The sequence below is a fragment of the Pseudonocardia sp. EC080619-01 genome (genome assembly GCF_001420995.1).
In the GTDB taxonomy this organism is placed as follows: domain Bacteria; phylum Actinomycetota; class Actinomycetes; order Mycobacteriales; family Pseudonocardiaceae; genus Pseudonocardia.
This window is the reverse complement of record NZ_CP012184.1, coordinates 1,157,295-1,184,011: the sequence shown is the minus strand read 5'-3', so window position 1 is coordinate 1,184,011 and position 26,717 is coordinate 1,157,295. Positions and strand designations below refer to the sequence as shown.

The following is a 26,717-nucleotide window of genomic DNA, read 5'->3' as shown; positions in this document are numbered from 1 at the left end:
ACCGCGGGGGTGGGAGGGGGGACCGTGCTCCGGGCGGGGCGACCGTCATGAGGAGGACGGGACGGTCGCGTCAGGAACCGGTGGTGGCCTTGACGCGGGTGTCGGCGTCGGCGGGAGCCTCGGTGCCGGTCGCGGTCTCCTCGGTCTTCTCGGTCTCCTCGCCGGCACCGCTGCCGTGGGCGGCCTCCATGTCGGCCTCGACGAGCGACGGGTCCTCGAGGACGGCGGCGAGCCGCTCGCGGTCGAGCTCGCCGTTCCAGCGGGCGATCACCAGGGTGGCGACGACGTTGCCGATCGCGTTGGTCAGCGCGCGGCCCTCGGACATCATGCGGTCGATGCCGACGATCAGGGCGAGGCCGACGACGATCGCCTCGGGGGTGAAGAACTCCCCGCCGAAGGCCTGCAGCGACGCGGCCAGGGTGACCAGACCGGCGCCGGTGACGCCCGCGGCGCCCTTCGAGGTGAGCACCATCAGGACCGCGAGGGCGATCTGCGCGCCGATCGGGAGGACCTCACCGCCGGCCTGGATGATGAACAGCGCACCCAGGGTCAGGTAGATGCAGGTGCCGTCCAGGTTGAACGAGTAGCCGGTCGGGATGACCATGCCGACGGTCTGCTTGGACGCACCGGCCGACTGCAGCTTCGTGAGGAAGCGCGGCAGCACCGACTCCGACGACGAGGTGCCGACGATGATGAGCAGCTCGTCCTTGATGAGCCGGATGACCTTCAGGACGTTGAACCCGGCGGCCCAGGAGACCGCGCCGAGCACGACCAGGACGAAGACCGCGCAGGTGCCCCAGAAGACGCCCATCAGCTTGAGCAGGTTGACGAGCGACTCGCCGCCCATCTGGCCGACGGTGTAGGCCATGCCGCCGAACGCGGCGACCGGTGCGGCCCACATGATGATCTTGATGATCCCGAAGATCACCTGCGAGATGCCCTCGATGCCGCGGACCAGCCGGACGCGGAGGTCGTTGTTCAGCGACGAGATCGCGCAGGCGGTGAGGATCGCGAGGACCAGGACCTGCAGGACCGAGTTCTCGACGAACGGCCCGAAGAAGCTCTCCGGCAGCAGCGAGCCCTGGATGAAGCCGATGACGCCTGACTCCTCGGAGCCGGTCGCGGCGTTCTCGGCGGCCTTCGCGAGGTCGGCCGGGTTCGGGGCACCCTCGAAGCCGGCGCCCGGCTGGAAGAGGTTGCCCGCGAGAAGGCCCATCGCCAGCGCGATCACCGTCATGACCAGGAAGTAGCCCAGCGCGCGGGCGGCGAGCCCGCCGGCCCGGGCGAGGTTGCCCAGCGACGCGATGCCCACGATCACGGTGCAGAAGATGACCGGCCCGATGATCACCTTGATCATCTGGACGAAGGTGTCGGCGAGCCACTTGGTGTCCGAGGCGAAGTCGGGGGCGACGAACCCGACCAGGATGCCGGACGCGATGCCGATCAGGACCCAGAACCAGAGCTGGGAGTAGAGCTTCTTCTTCGGCCGGGTGGGGGTCGACGACCCCTGTCCCGGTGAGCCGGCTGCGGTGGCGACCTCGGCCATGTCCGTCCTCCTCGACGTGTTCGGTGCCGAAACGATGAAGGAGGGCCGCCCGCCGCGCCAACGGGAGCGGAGGCGGTCTTGAGGAAGGTTTGAGGGTGCGGACTACGCTGTCGGACGTGCGCGTACTGCTGGTCGAGGACGACGCCGTCCTCGGAGACGCGTTGCGGCGCACCCTGGTCAAGCACGGTCATCCGACCGATCTGGTCGGCAGCGGGACCGCCGCGCTCAGTGCGATCGCGGACCGGGAGCCCGACGTCGTGCTGCTCGACATGGGACTGCCCGACCGCGACGGGATCGGTGTCTGCCGGGAGATCCGGGAGCGGTCCCGGGTGCCGATCCTCGCGATCACCGGCCGCGGCGACGTCGCCGCCCGGGTGCAGGGCCTGCGTGCCGGTGCCGACGACTACCTGGTCAAGCCGGTGTCGACCGACGAGCTCCTCGCCCGGATCGAGGCGGTGCTGCGCCGCTCCACCGGCGGCGCGGTGGCGTCCACGGTGGCGGTGGGCGACGTCGTCGTCGACCTGGAGCGGCGGTCCGTCACCGCGGCCGGGGACGAGGTCGCGCTGACCCGCAAGGAGTTCGACCTGCTCGCGGCGCTGGCCCGGCGCGAGGGCGCCGTGCTGCCCCGGACCGAGCTGCTCGAACAGGTCTGGGGCGTCGCCGACGGCTCCGCCGCCCGCACCCTGGAGGCGCACGTGGCGTCGCTGCGGTCGAAACTCGGCGCCCGCGAGGTCGTCGTGACGGTGCGTGGGGTCGGGTACCGGCTGGCGCGTTAGCGTCTGCGACCGTGCCGAAGCCACCGCCTCCGCCGCCCGGTCTCGTCGTCGTCGACAAGGACCGGGGTCCGACCAGCCACGACGTCGTCGGGAAGCTGCGCCGGATCATGGGCACCCGCAAGGTCGGCCACGCCGGGACGCTCGACCCGATGGCGACCGGCGTGCTGGTCGTCGGCATCGAGCGGGCGACGAAGCTGCTGGGGCACCTGTCGCTGGACACCAAGGCCTACACCGCGACCGTCCGGCTCGGGCAGGCGACCGACACCGACGACGCCGAGGGCACGCCCGTCGGTGACCCCGTCACGGTCACGGCGGGCGAGCCGGAGGTCCGGGGCGCGATGGCGGCGCTGACCGGGGACATCGAGCAGGTCCCGAGCGCGGTGTCCGCGGTGAAGATCGACGGGAAGCGCGCCTACCAGCGCGTCCGCGACGGCGAGACGGTCGAGATCCCGGCCCGGCCGGTCACGGTGTCGGCGTTCGACCTGCGCGACCTGCGCCGGGACGGCGGGTTCGTGGACCTCGACGTCGTCGTGGAGTGCACGTCGGGGACCTACGTGCGGGCGCTGGCCCGCGATCTCGGGGTGGCGCTCGGCGCGGGCGGGCACCTCACGGCGCTGCGCCGCACCCGGGTCGGGCCCTTCACCCTGGAGCACGCCCGCACCGTCGAGCAGCTGGCCGCCGAGCCGGGCCTCTCGCTCGACCTGGCCGCGGCGGTGGCGACGGCGTTCCCGCGGGTCGACGTCGACGACGCGGCCGCCACCGACGTGCGGATCGGCCGGTCGCTGCCGTCCGCGGGGATCCCCGGCACGTACGGCGTGTTCGGGCCCGACGGGGCCGCGCTCGCGCTGATGGCCGACCGCGGACCGTCCGCGCGCCCGGTGGTCGTGCTGGCCCCGGCCGGCTGATCCCCGGCGGCCGGTGGGGCGGGGCGGTCACCGGTTCCGTAGGCTCGCCGCCGTGCAGCGCTGGCGTGGTCTGGAGGCCGTCCCGCCCGGCTGGGGACGCTGCGTCGTCACCGTCGGGGTGTTCGACGGGGTGCACCGCGGGCACCGGCAGCTCATCGCCCGGGCCGTGGAGCTCGCCCGGGACCGGGGGCTCCCCGCGGTCGTCGTGACGTTCGACCCGCACCCGGCCGAGCTCGTGCGCCCCGGGACGCACCCCGCGCGGCTGTCCACGCTGGACCGGCGCGCCGAGCTCGTCGCCGAGGCCGGTGCGGACGTCTTCTGCGTCATCCCCTTCACCGAGCAGCTGTCCCGGATGGCGCCGGCCGGGTTCGCGCACGAGATCCTGGTCGACCGGCTGCACGCGGCCGTCGTCGTCGTGGGACGCAACTTCACCTTCGGGCACAAGGCCGCCGGCGACGTCACGACGCTGCACGAGCTCGGCCGCCGGTTCGGCTTCGTCTGCGAGGCGGTGGACCTCATCTCCGACGACCACATCACCTTCTCGTCGACCTACATCCGGTCCTGCATCGACGCCGGCGCGGTCCGCGACGCCGCCCGCGCGCTGGGCCGCTGGCACCGGGTGGACGGCGTGATCGTGCACGGCCACAAGCGGGGCCGGGACCTGGGCTTCCCGACGGCCAACGTGGCCTGCCCGCCGCACACCGCGGTCCCCGCCGACGGGGTCTACGCCGGCTGGTTCCGGATCGGCGACCGGCGGCTGAAGTCCGCGATCTCGGTCGGGACGAACCCGACCTTCTCCGGGCGGGTGCGCACCGTCGAGGCCTACGTGCTCGACGTCGACGAGGACTTCTACGGCCACGAGGTCGGCGTCGAGTTCGTCGCCCGGTTGCGCGGTCAGGAGCACTACGACGGCATCGAGCCGCTCATCGCCCAGATGACCCGCGACGTCGAGGACAGCCGGACGACGCTCGTCGCCGCCGGCGATGCGACCGGACCGGACGGGGATCCCCCCACCGGACCGGGGCCGAACGCGCCGGGCTGAGTGGAAGTCCCCTACCCGTTCCGATCCGGCCCGGGCGCGACGGGGACGGCCGCAGGATCGCGGCATGGACGATCGTCCCGGTGACCAGGTGGCGGGCAACCGCGCGCGGCAGCGCGAGATCTACGGCGAGCCGCTGGGGGAGCGGGTACGCCGGCTGACCTCCGGGCTGGGGATCACGCAGGCGCGGCTGGCGTCGGCGCTGGGGCTGAGCCCGGCGATGCTGTCCCAGCTGTCCGGCGCCCGGCGGGTCAAGATCGGTGATCCCGCGGTGCTCGGCCGGATGGTGGCGCTCGACCGCCGGGTCGCGCGCGGTCCGGTCCCGCCCGGTGAGATCGAGACGCTGCTGGACCGCGTCCGGTCCGGGTCCGCGGTGCCCTGGGGGCCGGTGCCGGCGGGGGACTGCCGCTGCGGTGCTGCCGGCCCGGGCCTCGCCGGCCCCGATCGCCTCCCGGGCGGCGCCCCGGTCGTCCCGGGTGCGTCAGGCGCGCCGGTCGTTCCGGTCCGCACGGCAGTGGTGCCGCACCCGCGACGGCCGGCCGCCTCCGCGCCGACCGCTGACGACGCGCTGCGCGGCGTCTCCGCGCCGGCCCGCCTCGTCGCGGCCGCGGCGGAGCTGGACCCGTCGTTCCCGGAGATCGCCGATGTGCTCCGGCGGGCGGCGGCGTCGCGGAGATGAGGGGTGCTGCGAGATCGCTTCTCGGGGAAGCGATCTCACGGAAGGAGGTCACCCGCGGCGGAACGCCCCGCGTCACCCGACGGTCGCGAGGCCCCGCCGGGCAGCGCCGCATGCGGGGAATCGCTGCCCGAGGCAGCGATTCCACCGGATACCGTCGCCCTCGATCGCCGCAGCCGTGCTCGTCCGTGGCATCGGGGCGGGCCGCCGGGAGGACGGAGCGGGATGAGGCTGTTCACCGCGCTGTGGCCGCCCCCGGCGGCGGTCGACGCGCTCGCGACGGAGCTGGCGTCCGCACTCCCCTGGCACCCGGACGGCGCGTGGCGGCCGGTGGATCCCGGCACCTGGCACCTCACCCTGTGCTTCCACGGCGACGACGACCCGGACGCGCGGGCCGCGGCCCTCGACGCGGCGTTCGCCGGGGTGCCCGCGCCGCGGCTGCGGATCGCGGGGACCGGCACCTTCCCCGGCGTCGTCTGGGCCGGGGTCGAGCCCGGCGGTGTGCTCGACGACCTCGCGGCCCGGGCCGGGGCCGACCCGTCGTCGTTCCGGGCGCACCTCACACTCGCCCGCAGGCGGCCCGCCGACCGGCCCCGGCCGGACGCCCTGACCGGCGCCGGCGGCGTCCGGCCGGGGCCCTGGTGGACGGCGGACGAGGTGCTGCTGGTGCGCAGCGACCCGGGCCCGCGCTACACCCCGGTGCACCGGGTACGGCTGACGGTCCCGTCCGGTGGAGCAGGGCGCTGAGGTGCGCGGGTCGGCGACGGCGGGCGATGTCGTCGCTGGTACCGTTTCTCCCCGGGTCCGGCTGCAGTCCGCGGCGGCCGCGACCGACCACCTGCCGTTCCACCGGCCGTCCCGGCCGGGGTCGCGAACGGTACGGCCCCGCGGACCGTCCACGAGATGAAGGAGACGCAGTGGCACTGTCCACCGCCGAGAAGAAGACCACGCTCGAGAAGTACGGCACCCACGCCACCGACACCGGGTCCCCCGAGGCCCAGGTGGCGCTGCTGACGCAGCGCATCATCGGGCTGACCGAGCACCTGAAGGAGCACAAGCACGACCACCACAGCCGGCGCGGCCTGCTGCTGCTGGTCGGTCGTCGTCGCCGGCTCCTCAAGTACCTGCGCGCCGTCGACGTGGCTCGTTACCGCGCGCTGATCGAGAAGCTGGGTCTGCGCCGCTGACCCGCCGGCGACCCGGCACCGGACTCCGGTGCCGGGTCGTTCCGCATCCCACGCGGTACAACTGAACCGACACAACTGAACAGAAGCCCACCGCGCGCCGGCGGACGGACGTCCGCCGGTCCTCGGTAGTGGCTCCCGGGAGCACGAGTTGCCGGGGGCTTCGATCGAAGACCGGCCCAGCAGGGGATCGCCCCGGACGTCGTCGGTGGTGGGGACGCAGAGACAACTCCCTACGACGAGGAGATCACCCCCGCATGACTGACGTCATCAGCGAGGACGGCGTGCACGAGAGCACCGCCGTCATCGACAACGGTGCCTACGGCACGCGCACCGTCCGGTTCGAGGCCGGCCGGCTCGCCCGCCAGGCCGCCGGTTCGGTCGTCGCGTACCTGGACGACGAGACCATGCTGCTGTCCGCCACGACCGCCTCGAAGCGGCCGAAGGACCAGTTCGACTTCTTCCCCCTGACGGTCGACGTCGAGGAGCGGATGTACGCGGCGGGCCGGATCCCCGGCTCGTTCTTCCGCCGCGAGGGCCGCCCCGGCACCGACGCGATCCTGACCTGCCGTCTCATCGACCGGCCGCTGCGCCCGTCCTTCGTGGACGGTCTCCGCAACGAGATCCAGGTCGTCGTGACGGTCATGTCGCTCGACCCGAAGGACCCCTACGACGTCGTGGCGATCAACGCCGCGTCGGCGTCCACCCAGCTCGCGGGCCTGCCCTTCTCCGGCCCGGTCGGCGGCGTCCGCGTCGCGCTGATCGCGAACGAGACCGGCACCGACACCCAGTGGGTGGCCTTCCCGACGCACGACCAGCTCGAGCGCGCCGCGTTCGACATGGTCGTCGCGGGTCGCGTCGTCGGCGACGACGTCGCGATCATGATGGTCGAGGCCGAGGCCACCGAGAAGACGATCGAGCTCGTCGACGGCGGCGCCAACGCCCCGACCGAGGACGTCGTGGCCGACGGCCTGGAGGCCGCGAAGCCCTTCATCCGCTCGCTGTGCGTCGCGCAGCAGCAGCTCGCCGACGTCGCGGCCAAGCCGACCGCCGACTACCCGGTGTTCCCGGCCTACCAGCCGGACGCGCTCGAGGCCGTCACCGAGGCCGTCGAGCAGGAGCTGGCGCAGGCGCTGACCATCGCCGGCAAGCAGGAGCGCGAGACCCGCACCGACGAGATCAAGGCGTCGGTGCTGGAGAAGCTGGGCGAGCGCTTCACCGGCCGCGAGTCCGAGCTGGGCAACGCGTTCCGCGCGCTCAACAAGAAGCTCATCCGCCGCCGGATCCTGACCGACCAGGTCCGGATCGACGGCCGCGGCCTGACCGACATCCGGCCGCTCTCGGCCGAGGTCGAGGTCATCCCGCGGGCGCACGGCTCGGCGCTGTTCGAGCGTGGCGAGACCCAGATCCTGGGTGTCACCACGCTGAACATGCTGCGCATGGAGCAGACGATCGACTCGCTCGGTCCGGAGACCTCCAAGCGCTACCTGCACCACTACAACTTCCCGCCGTTCTCCACCGGTGAGACCGGCCGCGTCGGGTCGCCGAAGCGCCGCGAGATCGGCCACGGCGCCCTCGCCGAGCGGGCGCTGCTCCCGGTCCTGCCGGACCGCGAGGAGTTCCCCTACGCGATCCGCCAGGTCTCCGAGGCGCTGGGCTCCAACGGGTCCACCTCGATGGGCTCGGTCTGCGCGTCGACGATGTCGCTGCTCAACGCCGGTGTGCCGCTGAAGGCGCCGGTCGCGGGCATCGCGATGGGCCTGGTCTCCGACGAGGTCGACGGCCAGACCCGCTACGTCGCGCTGACCGACATCCTCGGCGCCGAGGACGCGTTCGGCGACATGGACTTCAAGGTCGCCGGCACCAAGGACTTCGTGACGGCGCTGCAGCTGGACACCAAGCTGGACGGCATCCCGTCCGAGGTGCTGGCCGCCGCCCTGAGCCAGGCCAAGGACGCCCGCCTGACCATCCTCGAGGTGATCGGCGAGGCCATCGACGGCCCGGACGAGATGTCCAAGTACGCGCCGCGGGTCACCGCGGTGAAGGTCCCGGTCGACAAGATCGGCGAGGTCATCGGCCCGAAGGGCAAGATGATCAACTCGATCACCGAGAAGACCGGCGCCGACATCTCGATCGAGGACGACGGCACGATCTACGTCGGTGCGAACGACGGCCCCTCCGCGGAGGAGGCGATCGGCATGATCAACGCGATCGCCAACCCGCAGCTGCCGAAGGTCGGCGAGCGGTTCCTGGGCACGGTGGTCAAGGCCGCCGCCTTCGGTGCCTTCGTCTCGCTGGTCCCCGGCAAGGACGGTCTGATCCACATCTCGAAGCTCGGCAACGGGAAGCGGATCGGCAAGGTCGAGGACGTCTGCAAGGTCGGCGACAAGATCCGCGTCGAGGTCACCGACATCGACAACCGCGGCAAGATCAGCCTCGTCCCGGTCCAGGAGGGCGGGGAGAACGGTGAGGCCCCGGCGGACGCCGAGACCGGCGCCGAGGCTCCGGCTGAGGCCGAGGCCGCGAACCAGAGCTGATCCGTTGGCGGACGCGCACGACTCCAGGGCGGCGGCCCGGGAACCCCAGGGTTCCCGGGCCGCCGCCCGCGTGCCCGCCGATCTCGCGACCCCGGACGCGGTGCGGCGCAGCGAGCTGCCCGGCGGCGTCCGGCTGGTCACGGAGACGGTGCCCGGGGTCCGCTCGGTCGCCGTCGGCATCTGGATCGGCATCGGCTCGGTCGACGAGACCGGCGAGCAGGCCGGTGCCGCACACTTCCTGGAACACCTGCTCTTCAAGGGCACCCGGCGCCGGACCGCGGCCGGGATCGCCGAGGAGATGGACGCCGTCGGCGGTGAGCTGAACGCCTTCACCGCCAAGGAACACACCTGCTACTACGCGCACGTCCTCGACACCGACGTGGCGCTCGCGGTCGACCTGCTCGCCGACGTCGTCACCGACGCCGAGCTGGCCCGCACCGACGTCGAGCTGGAACGGGGCGTCGTGCTCGAGGAGATCTCGATGCGCGACGACGACCCGGAGGACCTGCTCGGCGACCTGTTCGACGAGACCCTGTTCGGGTCGCACCCGCTCGGCCGTCCCGTGATCGGGTCCGAGGAGTCCGTCCGGGCGATGAGCCGGGAGACGCTGCACGCGTTCTGGCGCGGGGAGTACACGACGCCACGGATGGTCGTCGCCGCCGCCGGGAACCTGGAGCACGACCGGCTCGCCGAACTCGTCGCCGCAGCGCTGGCACCCGCGGCGAACGGCCACGCCGACGCCGTCGCCGTCCCGCCGCGCGCCGCCACCGGTGTGCGCCCGGCCCGCTCCGGTGCGCTCGGCCTGCAGCCCGACGACTCCGAGCAGGCACACGTGATGCTGGGCGTCCCGGCCGCGGGCCGGCACGTCCCGGGGCTGCCGGTGCTCGCGGTGCTGAACAACGCGCTCGGCGGCGGCCTGTCGTCGCGGCTGTTCCAGCAGGTCCGTGAGCAGCGCGGGCTGGCCTACCAGGTCTACTCCTCGGTCGCCCGCTACGCCGACGCCGGTGCCCTGTCGGTGTACGCCGGCTGCGCACCGGAGCGGCTCGGCGAGGTCGTGGCCGTCGTGCGTGACGTGCTCGCCGAGGTCGCCGGGGGCGGGCTCACCGAGGCCGAGGTGACCCGGGCCAAGGGCGCGCTGCGCGGGGGACTGGTGCTGGGCTGCGAGGACACCGCGTCCCGGATGAACCGGCTCGGCCGGGCCGAGCTCGACCACGGGCGCCAGCGGTCGCTGACCGACAGCCTGGCCCGCATCGAGGCCGTCACCCCGGCGGAGGTCGCGGCGCTGGCCGCGGGTCTGCTGGACCAGCCGCTCACCGCCGCCGTCGTCGGTCCCTACGACGACGAGTCCGCTCTCCCGGGGTCCCTGCGCGACCTGTGAGCCGGGGTCGATCACGACCTGGCAGGGTGGGGCCATGACCTGGCTCGCCGTCCTCGCCGGCCTCATGATCGCGGTCGGGCTGGCCGGGATCGTGCTCCCGGTGCTCCCCGGCCCCGTACTGATCGTCGGCGGGATCGCGGTGTGGGCGGTGCCGCGCGGCGACGCCGTCGGCTGGTGGGTGCTCGGTCTCGCCGTGCTGGTCACCGTGATCGGCCAGGTCGCGAAGTACCTGCTCCCCGGCCGCCGGCTCAAGGCGTCCGGGGTGCCGACCCGGACCCTGCTCGCGGGCCTCCTGCTCGGTGTCGTCGGGTTCTTCGTCGTCCCGGTGGTCGGGCTGTTCCTCGGGTTCGTGCTCGGGGTGTGGCTGGCCGAGCTGGTGCGGCTCCCGGACGCCGCGACGGCCTGGCGATCGGCGAAGGAGGCGCTCACCGCCGTCGGGTGGAGCATCCTCATCGAGCTCGCCGCCGGGATGCTGGCGACGGCGGTGTGGATCGGCGGGCTCGTCGCCGGCTGAGCGGCACTGCCTAGACTCGCCTGCGGTCACGACGTCGGTCAGAAGATCTGGGAACGAGGTGTGCGGGTGAGCGGGACGATCCGGGTGGCGGTGCTCGGCGCGGAGGGCCGGATGGGCAGCGAGGTCTGCCGTGCGGTCGAGGCGGCCGGGGACACCGAGCTGGTGGCGGCCCTCGACGCGGGCGACGACCTCGCCGCGCTGGACGGCGCCGACGTCGCCGTCGACTTCACCCACCCCGGTGCGGCGCTGGACAACGTGCGGGCGTGCGTCTCGCGCGGGGTCGCGGCGGTCGTCGGGACCAGTGGCTTCGACGCCGCGAAGTTCGACGAGGTCCGGTCCGTCCTCGACGCCCACGGCTCCGGAAGCGTGCTGGTCGCCCCGAACTTCGGGGTCGGCGCGGTGCTGATGATGCACTTCGCCGGGCAGGCCGCGAAGTTCTTCGACTCTGCCGAGATCGTCGAGCTGCACTACGCCGGCAAGGTCGACGCCCCGTCCGGGACCGCGGCCCGCACCGCGTCGGTGGTCGCCGCCGCCCGTGCCGAGGCCGGTCTGGGCGACGTCCCGGACGCCACCACCACCGACCCGGACGGTGCCCGCGGCGCGGTCGTCGACGGCGTCCACGTGCACGCGGTCCGGATGCCCGGTCTGATCGCGCACCAGGAGGTCATCCTGGGCACCGACGGCGAGGTGTTCACGATGCGGCACGACTCGATGAACCGGGCGTCCTTCATGCCCGGCGTGCTGATGGCCGTGCGGGCAGTGCGGTCGCGGCCCGGTCTGACCATCGGCCTGGAGCCACTGCTCGGCCTGGTCTGACCGGCTCCTCAGCCGGTCAGGTGCAGGTCGAGGGTCCCGCCGACCCGGATCTCGCGCAGCGTGCCGGTGCCGGTGTCGAGGGTGCGGACCGCGCCGTCGGGCTGCCAGCCGGCGCGCGCGTAGAACCCCCGGGACGCGGCGTCGGCCTCGGGCAGCCACGCCCGCCCCGACCCGGAGCCGGACCCGCGCAGCGCGGCCGCGGCGGCGGCGAGCAGCCGTCCGCCGTGCCCGCGCCGCCCCCACCGCGGCTCCACCAGCAGCGCGGAGATCTCCGCGATCGACAGGCCGTCGGCTCCCGCGTAGCGCGCGGCGGCGCAGAACCCCACGGCCTCGGCGCCCTCGACGGCGACGAACAGGTGGAAGTCGTCGCCCGCGTGCACGGCGTCGCGCCAGTGCGAGCGGGCCGCGTGGGAGGTCAGGCTCGCGAACGCCTCCTCGGGGAGCAGCCCGGCGTAGGCGGTGCGCCAGGTGCGGTCCTGGATCCCGACGACGGCGTCGACGTCGTCGTCGGTGGCGGGGCGGACGCTCGCGGTGGCCATGCCCCATGCCTACCGTGTCCGTGGCGGGCACCGCTCACAGGGGACGCACAGATGATCCCGGGCCGCCGCCCACGTGCGGTTCCTACCGTCGGTGGCAGTTCCCGACCGACGCTCCTGGAGGACCGCATGAGCCCGCGCCCCACCTACGAGGGCCGCCCGCTGCCCCGCCCCGACGACGAGGTCGTCGACCAGGGCCTCGGGTTCGATCTCGGCACGTTGTTCAGCCGCCGCCGGATGCTCGCGGTGCTCGGCATCGGCGCCGCCACGGCGGGCCTGGCCGCGTGCGGCGCGTCCGGGTCGTCCGGGGCGTCGACGGCGAGCACCACGAGCACCGGCGAGATCCCGGACGAGACCGCGGGCCCGTACCCGGGCGACGGCTCCAACGGGGCGAACGTGCTCACCGAGTCCGGTGTGGTGCGCAGCGACATCCGGTCCAGCTTCGGGACCGGCAGTGCCACCGCGGAGGGCGTGCCCATGACCCTCGAGCTGACGATCACCGACATGGCGGCGGCCGGGATGACCGGGGCCGCGGTGTACGTGTGGCACTGCGACCGCGCCGGCGAGTACTCGCTCTACTCGTCCGGGCTGGAGAACGAGAACTACCTGCGCGGCGTCCAGGTCGCCGGCAGCGACGGGACGGTGCGGTTCACCAGCATCGTCCCGGCCTGTTACGACGGCCGCTGGCCGCACATCCACTTCGAGGTCTACCCGGCGGTCGCCGACATCACCGACGCCGGCAACGCCATCGCCACCTCGCAGGTCGCGCTGCCGCAGGACATGTGCACCGCCGTGTACGCCACGACCGGCTACGAGCAGTCGGTGACGAACCTGTCGAAGGTGTCCCTCGACAGCGACAACGTCTTCGGCGACGACGGCGGGGCTCTGCAGGTCGCGACGGTCAGCGGGGACGTCACCCGCGGCTGGACCGTGGCGCTGACGGCCGCGGTGGACACGACCACCGAGCCCACCGGCGGCGGTGCACCGGACGGCGGGTCCGGTGGCGGGCCCGCCGGCGGGCAGGGAGGCGGCCCCGGCGGTCCGCCGCCCGGGAACTGACCCACACCCGGCACCCCGTGACCGTGCCCGCCACCCCGTGGCACCCCGTGACTGGTCGGCGCACCCTCTGCGATGGGTGCGACGCCGGGTCACGGGGTGCTTCGCCGGGCGAGCGGGTGCGGCGCGGCCGGGGTGCGGGGATCGAGACGGTTGGGAATCGGCAGCCCCGGAAGCGCATCGCTCGGGCAGTGACGTGCGCCGGCACCCCCGGCCGGGTGCGGCACCCCGTCACCGGCCGGCGCACCGTCTGCAGCGGGTGCCACGCCGGGCCGTGGGGTGCGGCGACGGGTCAGGGGGTGCAATGCCGGGTCAGGCAGGTGCGGCGGTCGGGCGCGCGGGCACGGACCTGGGTGGGGTGCGGCCGAGGGTGCGGCACCCCGTCCCCGACCGGCGCACCCTCTGCGGCGGGTGCCTCGCCAGGCGATGGGGTGCGGTGCCAGGCGATGGGGTGCGGCGCCAGGCGGTGGGTGCCTCGCCAGGCCACGGGATGGGGCACCGGGCGGTGGGTGCCTCGCCGGCCACGGATGCGGCGCCGGGCCACGGGGCGCGGGCGCGGCTGCGGGGTGCGGGCCGGTTCCTGTCGGGGGTCCGTGGCAACATCCGGCGGGTGCGGACGATCTCGGGAGACGTGGCCCGGCGAACCTTCCTGGCAGCGCAGGGCTTCGCCGACCCCCGGCCTGCGGGCGCGGTGACCCGGCGGCATCTCGGGCGGGTGCTGGACCGGGTGAAGCTGCTGCAGCTGGACTCGGTGAACGTCGCCGTCCGCGCGCACTACATGCCGATCTTCAGCAGGCTCGGGGCGTACCCGGCGTCCCTGCTCGACGACGCCGCCTGGTCACCGAGCGCGCGCCGCCCACGGCTGCTCGCCGAGACCTGGGCGCACGAGGCGAGCCTGGTCCCCGTGCAGGACTGGCCGCTGCTCGGCCACGAGACGCTGCCGCGGCGGTGGTGGAAGCACTACGGGCCGCTGCTGGAGAAGCACCCGTCGCTGGCCGGGGACATCCGCGACGTCGTCGCCGAGTCCGGCCCGATCGGCGCCGGTGCGATCGAGAAGGCGCTGGCACCCGGCGGCCGGGCGGGCACCGTCCGCCCGCGACCGCCGGGCGCGACCTGGTGGGAGCGGTCCGAGGTCAAGCGGGTCTGCGAGTACCTGTTCGCGGTGGGTGACCTGGCCGTGGGCACCCGGAAGCACTTCGAGCGCCGCTACGACCTGCCCGAGCGGGTCCTCCCGCCGGAGGTCCTCGACGGCCCGCCACCCGACCCGGCCGACGCCGCCCGCGAGCTCATCGCCAAGGCGGCCTCGGCGCTGGGCATCGGCACCGAGACCGACCTGCGCGACTACTACCGGCTCGGCCCGGAACGCACCCGCACGGCGATCGACGAGCTCGTCGACGGCGGGCGGCTCGAACCGGTCGCGGTGCGCGGCTGGGCGAAGCCCGCCTACCGCGACCCGGCGGCCCGGGCACCGCGCACGGTCGAGGGCCGGGCGCTGCTCTGCCCGTTCGACCCGCTGGTGTGGGAGCGCGACCGCACCGAGCGGATCTTCGGCTTCCGCTACTGTCATGAGTCGCGAGTTCGCGACATATTTGTAAGGTGGTCTGGTGGCACGGACCGGACGACCCAAGGCCGAGCTGATCCTGTCCGACGATGAGCGGTCAGCGTTGGAGGAATGGATTCGCCGCGGGTCGACTCCGCAGGCGTGGGCGCTGCGGTGTCGGATCATCCTGGCGTGCGCTTCGGGCGCGACGAACAAGGAAGTCGCGGCGCAGACGGGGTCGGCTGCGCACACGGTGGGCCGGTGGCGTGCCCGGTTCGTTGCTCACCGGATCGCCGGGCTGGGGGACCTGCCCCGTCCGGGCGGTCCGCGCACGGTCACCGACGCTCAGGTCGCCGAGGTGATCACCACGACGTTGGAGTCCAAACCGGCTGATGCGACGCACTGGTCGACCCGCGGGATGGCCGAGCATTCGGGGTTGTCCCAATCGACGATCTCGCGGATCTGGCGCACCTTCGGGTTGGCCCCGCACCGAGCCGAGACGTTCAAGCTGTCCACCGATCCGTACTTCATCGAGAAACTCCACGACGTCGTCGGTCTCTACCTTGACCCGCCCGAGCGGGCGCTGGTGTTCTGCGTGGACGAGAAATCCCAGATCCAGGCCTTGAACCGGTCCCAACCAGTGCTGCCGATGATGCCCGGCATCCCGCAGCGACTGACCCACGACTACGTGCGGGCAGGAACCACGACGTTGTTCGCCGCGCTCGAGGTCACGACCGGGAAGGTGATCGGGTCGCTGCATCGCCGCCATCGCGCGAGCGAGTTCCGCACGTTCTTGACCAGGCTCGACCGCGAGGTCCCCGCCGAGCTGGACGTGCACCTGGTGCTGGACAACTACGCCACCCACAAGACCCCGGCTATCAAGACCTGGCTGGTGGCTCACCCGAGGTTCCACCTGCATTTCACCCCGACCGGATCGTCGTGGCTCAACCTGGTCGAGCGTTGGTTCGCCGAGCTGACCACCAAGAAGATCCGCCGCGGCGTGCACACCTCGGTCCCCGCCCTCGAAGCCGACATCCGCGACTGGATCGCCGGCTGGAACAACAACCCCAAGCCCTTCGCGTGGACCAAGACCGCGGACGAGATTCTCGAACGACTCACCCGATATCTGAAGCGAATCCCTGACTCAGGACACTACCGCATCGAGATCTACGTGCCCGAGCCGCAGCGCGAGTACGGCTACTACGTCTTCCCGTTCCTGCTCGACGGCCGCCTCGTCGGCCGGGTCGACCTCAAGGCCGACCGCGCCGCCGGTGTGCTGCGGGTGCCGGGCGCGTTCGCCGAGCCGGGCGCCCCGGGGCCGGAGTCGCGGATCGCGGCCGAGCTCGCCGCCGAGCTGACGACGATGGCCGGCTGGCTGGGCCTCGACGGCGTCGTCGTGGGGGAGCGGGGCGGCCTCGCGGCGCTGCTGCACGCGGAGCTCCGTCGCTCGGACGCCGCCTGATCAGAGACGCCGCCTGATCAGAGACGTCGCCTGATCAGAGACGTCGCCTGATCAGAGACGTCGCCTGATCAGAGACGTCGCCTGATCAGGGACGCGGCCTGATCAGGGACGCGGCCTGATCAGACCCCGAGCGGGATCCCCAGCGATACCCAGGCCAGGAACAGGACGGTCCAGACGACGAACATCGCCGCACAGATCGGCAGCGTCATCGAGATGAGCGTGCCGATGCCGGCGTCACGCCGGTAGCGCTGCAGGAACCCGAGCGCGACGGCGAAGTACGGACTCATCGGCGTGAGGGAGTTCGCGACGGAGTCCCCGATCCGGAACGCGGCCATCGTCTGGTCGGCGTCGATCCCGACGAGCAGCAGCATCGGCACCAGCACCGGGGCCAGCAGCGACCACTGTGCCGATCCCGACGTGATCATCAGGCCGAGCACGAACACCAGCAGCACGGTCAGGAACAGCAGCACCGGCGCGGGGGCGCCCGACGCCCGCAGCACCTCCGCGCCCGACACCGCGATCCACTGACCGAGCCCGGTCCAGGTGAACCAGGCCAGGAACTGGGCGATCACGAAGAACAGCACGAGGATCGGGACGACGTCGACGAGCCCCTCGCGCATCAGCCGCGGCACGTCGGCGGCGCGGCGGACCGTCCCGACCCGCAGCCCGTACACGATGCCGACCGCGAGGAAGGTCAGCAGCAGCACGACGGCGATGCCGTCCAGGAACGGCGACGGCACCAGGTCCCCGGTGTCCGGGTCCCGCAGCGGGGAGCCCGCAGGCAGCCAGGCCGCCGCGTAGAGCGCCAGGAGCGCGAGCAGCGTCAGGCCGGCGTCCCGCAGGCCACGCACCTGGTCGCGGGAGATCTCGGCGTCCCGCGCCTCCGCGGCCTCCGCCTCCTCGTGCCCGGAGGCGTCAGCCGGTTCCTCGGTGGACCGGCCGGCGGCGGGTTCGACGACCCGGTCGACGACGACCGCCGCCGCCAGGGCGATGAGCAGCGCGCTCACGACGTTGAACCAGTAGTTCGACAGCGCGGTCAGCTCGATCGACGGGTCCACGACGGCCGCGGCGGAGTTCGTGATGCCGGCCAGCAGCACGTCGGTCGCGGTCACGAGGATGCTCGCGTCGTACCCCGCCCCGACCGACACGAACGCGGCCACCGCCCCGACCGCCGGGTTGCGGCCCAGGGTCCGGAACACCATCGCGCCGAGCGGGATCAGCACGATGTACGCGGCGTCGGACGCGACCGACCCGCAGACCCCGGCGAACATCAGTGCCGGGGTGACCAGCGGGCGCGGTGCCCGCAGCACGGTGACCCGCAGCAGCGTCGGCAGCAGCCCGGAGCGGTCGGCGACCGCGATGCCCAGCAGGACCGCGATGATCGTCCCGAGCGGCGGGAACTCGACGAAGTTCGTGACCGCCTCGGTGAGCGCGAACCGCAGCCCGTCACCGGTGAGCAGGCTGCGGACGGGGGTGATCTCGTCCTGGCCGGGGACCTGCGCGGTGAGCCCGGCCGCGGCGAGCACCGCGGACAGCCCGGCCAGCAGCACCGACAGCACCACGAAGAGGATCACCGGGTCGGGCAGCTTGTTCCCGGCCCGTTCGACGACGCCGAGTGCCCGGGTCAGCCGTGACGGTGTCTCCGGTGCTGTCTGCTCGCTCAACGGTCCCCCGCGGATCGGCTGATCGGAGCCGGGAGGTTAGCCCGTCCGGCCCGAACGGTCGACCCCCGCGAGGCCGGGCCGGCGGGGAGATGTCAGTCCCTGTCGAGCCGGAACACGGCGATCGTGCCGAGGTGGGCGGCGACGTCGTCGGCGGAGGCGTCGGCCGGGACCGGGAACGCCCGCAACGCCTGCGGCTGGTCGATCGCCCGCAGGTAGGTGACGACGGCCGCGGCCGCCTCGCCGGGCCCCGGCTCGACGGCACGCCGCTCGCTCCCGCCGTCGCTCGCCAGGAGCGTGCAGCCGGGCGTCGCGCGCAGGTTCCGCACCCAGTCCCGGGCCGCCACCGGCGCGACGACGTACTCCGCCCCGCCGTGACCGACCACGCCCACCGGGGTGTCCCGTGGTTCCCCGCTGCGCCGTCCCCGGGTCCGCAGCACGCGCAGGGCGTACCCGCCGTCCGGGACGGGTGCGGCGGGCATGGTCAGCACCCGCCCGGTCATGGCGGCGTTCATCGCGGCGATCTCGGTGCGCTCCATGCCACCGACCGTACTCCTCGATGAACAACCATCTCCATCATCGAGGGAAACGGCGTCACTCCGCGACGGCGGCCGCCCGTCCGACGAGCACGTCCCCGCTGCCGGTGCGGCCCGAGAGCCGGACGGCCGCGGGGGACGGCGGGCCGTCGTGCCGGACGTCGAGCTCGCTGCGGGCCCGGCCGGAGCCGGTCGACAGGTCCAGCTCGGCGGCGACACCGGAGTGCACCCCCACGCGGACGTTTCCCGAGCCGGTGCTGACCCGCACGTCGCCGCTGACCGCGTCGGCGAGCACCAGGTCCCCGGAGCCGCTGCGGATCTCGAGATCGCCCGTCACCTGCCCGAGCCGGACGTCGCCGCTGCCGGTGCGCACCCGGGACGGCCCGGCGAGCGACCCGGCCTCGACCCCACCGCCGCCGGTGCGGAGCTCGGCGCGCCCGCCGCACGAGCCGAGGTCGATCCCGCCGGAACCGGTGGTGATGTCGGCATCACCCGTCACCTCGGCGACGCGCGCCGTGCCCGACCCGGTCCGGACGGCCGCCCAGGACGCGCGGCCCGTCACCCGGACGCCCGCCGCGCCGGTCCGCACGGCGGCCCGCGACCCGGCCGGGGCCGAGACGGTCACGCTCAACGGGACGCTGCTCAGGCCGGGCTCGTCGGGCCCGCGCACGACCAGCCGCCCGCCGGGGCCGGACCACTCGATGGTCACGGCGTCGACGGCCTCGGCCGACGGGTCGCCGGTCCGCTCCCAGGGGGCGCCGACGATCGGCTCGAAGCCGCGCCCGGACCAGCCGGCGGCGGGCGGTGCCCCGCCGCCACTCATCGACGTCCCGATCCAGTCGAGGAGACCGCCCAGGCCGCCGGACCACGGGGCGCCGGAGCGGTCGGCCGACACCTCGACGCGGACCTCGGCGGCGTCCTCGACGAGGTCGATCCGGACGTCGCCGCCACCGATGGTGATCTCCAGCTCGGCGGGGCCGGTGCAGGCCCAGCTCTCCCGGCGCGCGTCGACCGGACCGGTCCCGGCACCGGCCCCGGAACCGGTCCCGGCACCGGGATCGGAGTCGCGGTCACCGGTGCCCGCTCCGGAGCCGGGAGAGCGGTCGCCGGGCCCGTCGCCCGCGCCCTGAGCGCCCGGACCCCCGGCGTCCCCGCCGTCGATCGGGCCGGTCGTGTCGTCACGCTCGTCGTTCATCCCTGCACCCATCCCCGGAGGTTCCGTCCGTCGCCCGGCCCGCGCCCGCCGCGGGCACGCTCCTCGGCGCCCGCGAGGGCGCCCTGCACCGCCTGGGACACCCAGGTGTTCAGCGAGACGCCCTGCGACTGCGCCGCCCGCTCGGCCTGCGACTTGATCTGCTCGACGATCCGCAGGGTCACCCGGCTGATGTCGCCCGCGTCGGCGCCGAACGGCAGCCCGGACGGTCCGCCGGTCCCCTCGGACCCGCCGGGCCACCTGCCTGCCCACCCGTCGGGTCGGCCCCCGGTCGACCCGGTCGGGGCCTGTCCGGTGGGCTGCTGCGGCCCGTCGCCGGACGGCGTGCCCGAGACCGAGACCCGCACCTCCCGGCCGTGCAGCCGCACCTCCACGGAGCGGTCGCCGAGGGCGGCGGTCGCCTCCGAGGCGAGGTCCGAGAGGGCGTTCATGATCGCGAGGCGGGCGGCGGGCTCGATCGCGGAGCCGAGCAGCGCCGCCGTGCGGCGGGCCTGCTCGTCCCCGGCGGCCGCGGCGGCGGCGAGGTCGTCACGCAGCTGCGTGACGTACGGCGTGAGGTCCATGACGTCACTATGGCGTCACTTGCGATGTCATTTCAAGGAGATGCCGTCACCGGTGATGTCGGGGGGCGCCGAGGCTACGCTCGGGCGCATGTCGGAGACCGCGCCGCAGACCGTCCCGCTGACCGTCCAGCTGGTGGCGAAGACCGAGTTCACCCCGCCCGCGGACGTCCCGTGGTCCACCGACGCCGACGGTGGCCAGGCGCTCGCCGAGTTCGCCGGGCGCGCCTGCTACCAGTCGTGGAGCAAGCCGAACCCGCGCACGGCGACCAACGCCGGCTACGTCCGGCACATCCTGGAGGTCGGGCACCTCTCGGTGCTGGAGCACGGCAGCGTCAGCTTCTACCTCACCGGGATCTCGCGGTCGCTGACCCACGAGCTCATCCGCCATCGGCACTTCTCCTACTCGCAGCTGTCCCAGCGCTACGTCCCCGAGCGGGACGCGGCGATGGTCGAGCCGGACGTCATCGCCGACGACCCCGAGCTGCACGAGCTGTTCCTGCAGGCGTCCGCGGACGCGCTGAGCGCCTACCAGAAGCTCCTCGAAGGGCTGGAGAAGCGCTTCGCCGACGTCCCGAACGGCACGCTGCGCCGCAAGCAGGCCCGTCAGGCCGCCCGGTCGGTGCTGCCGAACGCGACCGAGACGAAGATCGTCGTGACCGGGAACTACCGCGCCTGGCGGCACTTCGTCGCGATGCGGGCCTCCGAGCACGCCGACGTCGAGATCCGCAACCTGGCGGTGGAGTGCCTGCGTCAGCTGCAGCGCGAGGTGCCGAACGTCTTCGCCGACTTCGAGATCCAGAAGCTCGACGACGGCACCGAGATCGCCTCCAGCCCGCTGGTCAGCGAGGGCTGAGCGCTCCTCACGCCAGGACGGCGTGCACCCGGCGGCGCAGGTCCGGCAGGTCCCGCACGACGATGCTGCGGCCCTCCTTCTCGACCAGGCCCTCGGCGACCAGCCGGGACAGCTCCCGGCTCATGGTCACCCGGGTCAGGCCGACGAGCAGGGCCAGCTCGTCGACGGCCGGGCGGATCGACAGCCGGGTGACGGTGTCGAGCGCGACCTCGCCGTAGGCCTCCACGAGGTGCCCGAGCAGAAGGATGACCCGCTCCCGGGCCGGCAGGCCCTCGATGAGGACGTGCAGCTGCATGACGCGCTGCTTGTAGGCGATCCGCCGGGTGATCTCCAGCAGCAGCTCGGGCTCGGCGCGGGCCGCGTCGAGCAGCGCGTCCCGGGTGACCGAGACGATCTCCGACGGCTGGGTGCAGACCGACGCGAGGTGCCGCGGCCGCCCGTCGACGCAGGCGGCCTCACCGAGGGTGGCGCCCGGTTCGGCGTAGGCCAGCGACCGCTCGGAACCGTCCGGGCGGTGCAGGTAGATGCGCACCCGCCCGGAGACGACCAGGTGGAGCCGGGTGGACAGCTCGCCCTGCCGGTAGACGTGCTCGCCGCGGGCGTAGCGGCGCGGGGTCCCCAGACCGGCGAGCCGGTCGGTCACGGGCGTCGCCGGCGCGGTGAGGAAGGGCGAGACGGGATCGCCGGCCGGGCCGTGGGCCCGGTCCGCGCCCGCGTCGTCCGCCGTCCCGGCCGTCACCCGTCACCCGCCTCCCGCGGCCGTCGAGGGACCGGCCGCCGTCCGATGGTGCGGACGGTAGCCCGGCCCGGCCCGCCCGGGAAGCCGTACGGCGTCCCGGTGCGGCCCGGACGGACGAGCGGTGGGCCCGGCGGGGCCCGCGGTCAGACGGTCGCCGGCTGCGCGTCCTGCGCGGCGAGCGAGTCGGCGTCGGTCTGCGGCAGCGCCAGCGTGCAGAGCAGGCTGGCCAGCGACACCCCGGCCAGCAGCAGGCCGATCGCGAGGCTGCCGTAGACGGGCACCAGCGCCGTGGAGATCAGCGGGACGACACCGCCGCCGAGCACGCCGGCGAGGTTGTAGGCGATCCCCGCGCCGGTGTAGCGGTACCGGGTCGGGAACAGCTCCGGAAGCTGCGCGCCGATCGGGCCGTACGCGATGCCGACGACGCCGAGGACCAGCGACAGCCCGAGCCCGAACGACCACGCCGTGCCGATGTCGATGATCGGGAACGCGGCGACGCCCGCCGCCACCGAGGCGATGTTGCCGATCACGACCATCCGCCGTCGCCCGACGCGGTCGGACAGGATCGCCGAGGCGATCGTGGTCATCGCGAACACGAGACCGCCGACGATGCCCATCGCCAGCACGGTCGGCCGGGGCAGCTCCAGCTGCTGGGTGCCGTAGCTGGTCAGGTAGGTGACGCCGATGTAGAAGAAGGCGAACACGGCCGTCGTCGAGCCGGCGCCGAGGAACACCGCGGCCGGACGGCTGGTGAACACCTCCGCGACCGGGAGCCGGGTGGAGGTGGTCGCCGCCTTGCTGCTGCGGAACGACGACGTCTCCTCCAGCGCGAGGCGCACGTACAGACCCACGCCGACGAGCAGCACCGACGCGATGAAGGGGATCCGCCAGCCCCAGGAGGCGAACGCCGCGTCGCTCATCGTCAGCGCGGTGATGAGGAACGTCGCCGACGCCAGCGCGAACGCCACCGACGGGCCGAGCTGCGGATAGAGGGCGTACTTGCCGCGGGCCTTCGTCGGTGCGTTCTCCGCGGTCAGCAGCGTCGCACCGGCCCACTCGCCGCCGACGGCCAGACCCTGCAGGATCCGCAGCACGACCAGCAGGATCGGTGCCAGCACGCCGATCGTCCCGGTGGTCGGCAGCAGGCCGATCGCCAGCGTCGAGAAGCCCATGAGCAGCAGCGTCGTGACGAGGGTGCCCTTGCGCCCGAGACGGTCGCCGAAGTGACCGAAGAGGATCGACCCGAACGGCCGGGCGACGAACGCGACGCCGAAGGTGGCCAGCGCCAGCGCGGTCCCGGCCGCGGTCCCGAGCTCGGGGAAGAACACCTTGTTGAACACGAGGGCGGCGGCGGTGCCGTAGATGAAGAAGTCGTAGAACTCGATCACCGTGCCGGTCATGCTGGCGAGCGCGATGCGGCGCATCGAGTTCGGGGGCTGCGTGGTGGCAGCGTGCGTCATGGGAGTCCTCTCCGCTGAGAACGGGACGCGGGGAGTATGCGCACCCCGACGGGTGAGATCTGTATCACTGGCTACAAAACGGCGTCGTTCCGTCATCCGTCTGTCGACCGTTCGTCCGCCGCTCGTCGTGCGGTGCGCCGGTGGGCGTCGGACGGCCGCGCGCACTACGTTGGGCACGGTGAGCCTCGCGACCGACGAACGTGCCGCCATCTGCGCCGAGTTCGAACGCTCCGGCCCGGACCGCCCGACCCTGTGCGAGGGCTGGAACGCCCGTGACCTGCTCACCCACCTCCTGGTGCGGGAGCGGCAGCCGTGGAGCGCGGCGGGCATCCTGGTGCCCGCGCTGTCCGGGGTCACCGAGAAGGCGATGGAGGGCTACGCCTCCGAGGCCTGGCCGAACATGATCGACGACCTCCGCAAGGGCCCCCCGGGGTGGTCGCCGTTCAAGGTCGGCAAGGTCGACGAGATCGCCAACGGCGCCGAGTTCTTCGTCCACCACGAGGACCTCCGGCGGGGCGAGGCCGGCTGGGAGCCGCGGCCGTCCGAGCCGCAGCGCGACGGGCAGCTGTGGACCCTGCTGTCGTCGCAGGCGAAGCTGCTGTTCCGGCGCAGCCCGGTCGGCATCGTGCTGCAGCGTCCGGAGGGGGCGCAGCAGGTCGTCGCGACCGGGCACGGCCTGGTCACGGTGGTCGGCGAGCCGTCGGAGCTGGTGCTGCACGCGTTCGGTCGCGACGCGGCCCGCGTCGAGGTCCAGGGGCTGCCCGCCGACGTGGAGGCCTACCGCGCCGCGCCCTCCGGGCTCTGAGGTCTCATCGCACCGCCGAGGCGGTACCGTCGACCCCCATGGACTCCGGCTCCCAGACCGCCCCGGCGGGGCAGCACCCGCCACGTCGTCCGTTCGGCGAGGTCCTCACCGCGATGGTGACCCCGTTCGATCCCGACGGGGAGCTCGACCTGGGCAAGGCGGAGGAGCTCGCCGCCCATCTGGTGGACCTGGGCAACGACGGTCTGGTCGTCAACGGGACCACCGGTGAGGGCCCCACCACCTCGGACGCCGAGAAGCGCGAGCTGATCCGCGCGGTCGTCGCGGCCGTCGGTGACCGGGCGACGATCATCAGCGGCGCCGGGACCTACGACACCGCGCACTCGATCGAGCTCGCGCGCGGCGCGGAGCAGGCCGGCGCGCACGGTCTGCTGACCGTGACGCCGTACTACTCGCGGCCGCCGCAGGAGGGATTGATCGCGCACTTCACCGCGGTCGCCGACGCCACCGACCTGCCGGTGATGCTCTACGACATCCCGCCGCGCAGCGTGATCGGGATCGACGTCGAGACGTTCCAGCGGCTCGCCCAGCACCCGCGGATCGTCGCGGTGAAGGACGCCCGCAACGACCTGCGGGTCGGCACCGAGGTCCTCGCGACCACGACGCTGGCCTACTACTCCGGCGACGACCCGGTGAACCTGCCGTGGCTGTCGGTCGGTGCCGTCGGCTTCGTGTCCGTGATCGGCCACGTCGTCGCCGACCGGCTGCGTGCGATGATCGACGCCTACCACGCGGGCGAGCACCAGCGGGCCCGCGCGCTGCACTACGCGATGCTCCCGGTGATCCGGGCGATGGGCCGCGTCGGCGGCGCCGTCTTCGCGAAGACGGCGCTGCGGCTGCGCGGCATCGACGTCGGCGAGACCCGGCTGCCGCTGCCGCCCGCCACCGAGGAGCAGGTCGCCGCGATCGCCGGGGATCTCGCCGTCGCGGGTGTCGCGCTGGACCCGCTGTCCCGGCCCGGTGTCCCGCTCTACCAGTCCGGGCACGGCGCGCTCGGCGGGCGCACCGCCACCGACCTCGGGGCCGAGATCGCGTACCCGCGTACCTGATCCGCCCCACCATCCATCAGTGACGAACCTTGTGAGGCACGAACCCCAGTGAGTCCCCAGCGCAACGACCGCCGGAACCGACCCGGGCGGTCCCTGAGCGCCCCGCCGGAGAAGATCGACCGTCCCGAGCTGCCGGAGGGACGCCCGCCCGCGCTCGCGAAGGGCGGCCTGCGCACCTTCGCGCTCGGCGGCATCGGCGAGGTCGGCCGGAACATGACGGTCTTCGAGTACGAGGGCCGACTGCTCGTCGTCGACTGCGGCGTGCTGTTCCCGTCCGACGACTCGCCCGGCGTCGACCTGATCCTGCCCGACTTCCGCGCCATCGAGGACCGGCTCGACGACATCGACGCGCTCGTCCTCACCCACGGCCACGAGGACCACATCGGTGCCGTGCCGTGGCTGCTGCGGATGCGGCCGGACATCCCCGTCGTCGGCTCGCGGTTCACGCTCGCCCTGGTCGCGGCCAAGTGCAAGGAGCACCGGCTCACCCCGCGCCTGCAGGAGGTCTCCGAGGGAGACCGGGTCTCCCACGGCGGCTGGGACTGCGAGTACTTCGCGGTCAACCACTCCATCCCGGACGCGGTCGCGGTCGCGATCCGCACCCCGGCCGGCCTGGTGCTGCACACCGGTGACATCAAGCTCGACCAGCTCCCGCTCGACGGGCGGCTCACCGACCTCGCCGGGTTCTCCCGGCTGGGCGAGGAGGGTGTCGACATGTTCCTGGTCGACTCCACGAACGCCGAGGTCCCCGGCTTCGTCACCCCGGAGTCCGACATCGGGCCGGTCATCGCCGACCTGGTGCGGCGGGCCCCGTCGCGGATCATCCTGGCCTGCTTCGCCAGCCACGTGCACCGCGTCCAGCAGGTCCTCGACGCCGCGCACGCGCACGGCCGCAAGGTCTGCCTGACCGGCCGGTCGATGGTCCGCAACATGGGCCTGGCCGACGACCACTCGCTGCTCAACATCCCGGACGGGCTCCTCGTCGACATCGACGAGGCGATGCGCCTGCCCGACGACCAGCTGGTGCTCGTCTCCACCGGGTCCCAGGGCGAGCCGCTCGCGGCGCTGTCCCGAATGGCCCGCGGCGACCACCGCAGCATCACGATCCGCCCGGACGACACGATCATCCTGGCCAGCTCGCTGATCCCGGGCAACGAGACCGCGGTCTTCGCAGTGATCAACGGCCTGACCCGGCTGGGCGCGACCGTCGTGCACCAGGGCAACGCCAAGGTGCACGTCTCCGGGCACGCCCCGGCCGGCGAGCTGCTGTTCCTCTACAACGCGGTACGGCCGTCGAACGTCATGCCGGTGCACGGCGAGTGGCGCCACCTGCGCGCCAACGCCGAACTTGCCCGCAAGACCGGGGTGCCGGAGGACTCGGTCGTGATCGCCGAGAACGGCGTCGTCGTCGATCTCGTCGACAGCAAGGCCGGCATCACCGGGCGGGTCGAGGTCGGCCAGGTCTACGTCGACGGCCTGGCCGTCGGCGACGTCGGGGAGAACACCCTCGGCGACCGGATCGCGCTCGGCGAGGGCGGGTTCATCCAGATCACCGTCGCGATCGACCACAAGACGGGGCGGGCGCTGTCCCGGCCGACGCTGTCCGGCCGCGGGTTCTCCGACGACCCCAAGGCGCTCGACGCCGCGCAGGCGCTCGTCGAGAACGAGCTGTCCCGCCTGGAGAACGAGGGTGTGAGCGACCCGCACCGGATCGCCCAGGGCGTCCGGCGGGTCGTCGGGCGCTGGGTGTCGGACACCTACCGTCGCCGGCCGATGATCGTGCCTACTGTCATCGCCGTGTAGGCGGCTGCGCCGCCCGTGAGTGGTTATCGCGGCTATGACCGCGATAACCACT

Annotated in this window: 25 protein-coding genes and 1 pseudogene; 18 read left to right on the top strand and 8 right to left on the bottom strand. The window is 73.5% G+C overall.

Translation table 11 applies throughout. From position 1 onward, the window contains the following. Positions 1–70: 70 nt before the first annotated feature. Positions 71–1,546 (bottom strand): cation:dicarboxylate symporter family transporter, encoded by a 1,476-nt coding sequence (locus tag AD017_RS05450; protein WP_060573274.1) that lies wholly within the window; start codon positions 1,544–1,546, stop codon positions 71–73. Positions 1,547–1,662: 116 nt separating this feature from the next. Between AD017_RS05450 and AD017_RS05445 the strand changes: the two genes are divergently transcribed. The 10 genes from AD017_RS05445 (at position 1,663) to dapB (ending at position 11,371) form a co-directional block, all read left to right on the top strand. Next, positions 1,663–2,322, top strand: coding sequence for a response regulator transcription factor (locus AD017_RS05445; RefSeq protein ID WP_060576247.1), 660 nt, complete (start codon positions 1,663–1,665; stop codon positions 2,320–2,322). Positions 2,323–2,333: 11 nt separating this feature from the next. Further along, complete coding sequence (gene truB / locus AD017_RS05440; RefSeq protein ID WP_060573272.1) at positions 2,334–3,227, top strand: tRNA pseudouridine(55) synthase TruB; 894 nt, start codon at positions 2,334–2,336, stop codon at positions 3,225–3,227. A 52-nt stretch (positions 3,228–3,279) separates the two neighbouring features. Further along, positions 3,280–4,269, top strand: a complete 990-nt coding sequence (locus tag AD017_RS05435; protein ID WP_010242643.1) for a bifunctional riboflavin kinase/FAD synthetase — start codon at positions 3,280–3,282, stop codon at positions 4,267–4,269. A 64-nt stretch (positions 4,270–4,333) separates the two neighbouring features. After that, positions 4,334–4,945 carry a helix-turn-helix domain-containing protein gene (locus AD017_RS05430; RefSeq protein WP_060573271.1) on the top strand — a complete coding sequence of 204 codons (612 nt, stop codon included), beginning with the start codon at positions 4,334–4,336 and terminating at the stop codon, positions 4,943–4,945. A gap of 222 nt (positions 4,946–5,167) precedes the next feature. Next, positions 5,168–5,689, top strand: a complete 522-nt coding sequence (locus AD017_RS05425; RefSeq protein WP_060573268.1) for a 2'-5' RNA ligase family protein — start codon at positions 5,168–5,170, stop codon at positions 5,687–5,689. Positions 5,690–5,859: 170 nt separating this feature from the next. Next, a complete protein-coding gene (rpsO, locus tag AD017_RS05420) occupies positions 5,860–6,129 on the top strand; it encodes a 30S ribosomal protein S15 (RefSeq protein ID WP_010227233.1) in 270 nt (89 codons plus the stop codon). 254 nt (positions 6,130–6,383) lie between these two features. Beyond that, complete coding sequence (locus AD017_RS05415) at positions 6,384–8,663, top strand: polyribonucleotide nucleotidyltransferase (protein WP_010227236.1); 2,280 nt, start codon at positions 6,384–6,386, stop codon at positions 8,661–8,663. 70 nt (positions 8,664–8,733) lie between these two features. Then, positions 8,734–10,041, top strand: a complete 1,308-nt coding sequence (locus AD017_RS05410; RefSeq protein ID WP_010227239.1) for a pitrilysin family protein — start codon at positions 8,734–8,736, stop codon at positions 10,039–10,041. 34 nt (positions 10,042–10,075) lie between these two features. Then, the gene (locus AD017_RS05405) at positions 10,076–10,555 is read left to right on the top strand and encodes a DUF456 domain-containing protein (protein ID WP_010227241.1); all 480 of its coding nucleotides are present in this window, start codon (positions 10,076–10,078) and stop codon (positions 10,553–10,555) included. 111 nt (positions 10,556–10,666) lie between these two features. Further along, positions 10,667–11,371, top strand: coding sequence for a 4-hydroxy-tetrahydrodipicolinate reductase (gene dapB, locus AD017_RS05400; RefSeq protein WP_060576246.1), 705 nt, complete (start codon positions 10,667–10,669; stop codon positions 11,369–11,371). A gap of 8 nt (positions 11,372–11,379) precedes the next feature. On the opposite strand, the gene AD017_RS05395 is transcribed toward dapB, so the two are convergent. Then, positions 11,380–11,910, bottom strand: a complete 531-nt coding sequence (locus AD017_RS05395; protein WP_060573267.1) for a GNAT family N-acetyltransferase — start codon at positions 11,908–11,910, stop codon at positions 11,380–11,382. A gap of 126 nt (positions 11,911–12,036) precedes the next feature. Here AD017_RS05395 and AD017_RS05390 point away from each other — a divergent pair, with 126 nt between their 5' ends. The 4 genes and pseudogenes from AD017_RS05390 to AD017_RS36980 all read left to right on the top strand — a co-directional run bounded on the left by AD017_RS05390 (position 12,037) and on the right by AD017_RS36980 (position 15,965). Beyond that, positions 12,037–12,966, top strand: coding sequence for a 3,4-dioxygenase subunit beta (locus tag AD017_RS05390; RefSeq protein WP_060573265.1), 930 nt, complete (start codon positions 12,037–12,039; stop codon positions 12,964–12,966). A gap of 607 nt (positions 12,967–13,573) precedes the next feature. Continuing rightward, positions 13,574–14,617, top strand: a complete 1,044-nt coding sequence (locus AD017_RS05385; protein ID WP_227013361.1) for a winged helix-turn-helix domain-containing protein — start codon at positions 13,574–13,576, stop codon at positions 14,615–14,617. Continuing rightward, positions 14,568–15,641: pseudogene (locus AD017_RS05380) on the top strand (IS630 family transposase); the annotation flags it as partial. The gene AD017_RS05385 and the pseudogene AD017_RS05380, both read left to right, overlap by 50 nt. A 33-nt stretch (positions 15,642–15,674) precedes the next feature. Next, entirely contained in the window at positions 15,675–15,965 is a 291-nt protein-coding gene (locus AD017_RS36980; RefSeq protein WP_255388955.1) for a DNA glycosylase AlkZ-like family protein, read from the top strand. A gap of 119 nt (positions 15,966–16,084) precedes the next feature. Here AD017_RS36980 and AD017_RS05375 read toward each other — a convergent pair whose 3' ends face one another. The 4 genes from AD017_RS05375 to AD017_RS05360 form a co-directional block, all read right to left on the bottom strand. Continuing rightward, a complete protein-coding gene (locus AD017_RS05375) occupies positions 16,085–17,629 on the bottom strand; it encodes an AbgT family transporter (protein ID WP_060573259.1) in 1,545 nt (514 codons plus the stop codon). A 92-nt stretch (positions 17,630–17,721) separates the two neighbouring features. Beyond that, positions 17,722–18,165, bottom strand: a complete 444-nt coding sequence (locus tag AD017_RS05370) for a nitroreductase/quinone reductase family protein (protein WP_010234971.1) — start codon at positions 18,163–18,165, stop codon at positions 17,722–17,724. A gap of 55 nt (positions 18,166–18,220) precedes the next feature. Next, positions 18,221–19,357 carry a DUF4097 family beta strand repeat-containing protein gene (locus AD017_RS05365; RefSeq protein ID WP_060573256.1) on the bottom strand — a complete coding sequence of 379 codons (1,137 nt, stop codon included), beginning with the start codon at positions 19,355–19,357 and terminating at the stop codon, positions 18,221–18,223. Further along, on the bottom strand, positions 19,354–19,938 hold the full coding sequence (locus tag AD017_RS05360; protein WP_060573255.1) for a toxin-antitoxin system HicB family antitoxin: 585 nt from the start codon (positions 19,936–19,938) through the stop codon (positions 19,354–19,356). Before AD017_RS05360 ends, AD017_RS05365 begins: the two co-directional genes overlap by 4 nt. Positions 19,939–20,026: 88 nt before the next feature. On the opposite strand from AD017_RS05360, the gene thyX reads away from it, so the two are divergent. Next, the gene (gene thyX / locus AD017_RS05355; RefSeq protein WP_050802541.1) at positions 20,027–20,791 is read left to right on the top strand and encodes an FAD-dependent thymidylate synthase; all 765 of its coding nucleotides are present in this window, start codon (positions 20,027–20,029) and stop codon (positions 20,789–20,791) included. 7 nt (positions 20,792–20,798) lie between these two features. On the opposite strand, the gene AD017_RS05350 is transcribed toward thyX, so the two are convergent. Together AD017_RS05350 and AD017_RS05345 are read right to left on the bottom strand one after the other, a co-directional pair. Further along, positions 20,799–21,530 (bottom strand): Crp/Fnr family transcriptional regulator, encoded by a 732-nt coding sequence (locus AD017_RS05350; protein WP_010241510.1) that lies wholly within the window; start codon positions 21,528–21,530, stop codon positions 20,799–20,801. A gap of 143 nt (positions 21,531–21,673) precedes the next feature. Next, positions 21,674–22,990 carry an MFS transporter gene (locus tag AD017_RS05345; RefSeq protein ID WP_060573253.1) on the bottom strand — a complete coding sequence of 439 codons (1,317 nt, stop codon included), beginning with the start codon at positions 22,988–22,990 and terminating at the stop codon, positions 21,674–21,676. Positions 22,991–23,168: 178 nt separating this feature from the next. On the opposite strand from AD017_RS05345, the gene AD017_RS05340 reads away from it, so the two are divergent. The 3 genes from AD017_RS05340 (at position 23,169) to AD017_RS05330 (ending at position 26,665) form a co-directional block, all read left to right on the top strand. After that, the gene (locus AD017_RS05340; RefSeq protein WP_060573251.1) at positions 23,169–23,795 is read left to right on the top strand and encodes a TIGR03085 family metal-binding protein; all 627 of its coding nucleotides are present in this window, start codon (positions 23,169–23,171) and stop codon (positions 23,793–23,795) included. Between the two features lie 38 nt (positions 23,796–23,833). Continuing rightward, entirely contained in the window at positions 23,834–24,862 is a 1,029-nt protein-coding gene (dapA, locus tag AD017_RS05335; protein WP_060573249.1) for a 4-hydroxy-tetrahydrodipicolinate synthase, read from the top strand. Positions 24,863–24,955: 93 nt separating this feature from the next. Then, positions 24,956–26,665: a ribonuclease J gene (locus AD017_RS05330; protein WP_304438063.1), complete on the top strand. Its 1,710-nt coding sequence runs from the start codon at positions 24,956–24,958 to the stop codon at positions 26,663–26,665. Positions 26,666–26,717: the final 52 nt, after the last annotated feature.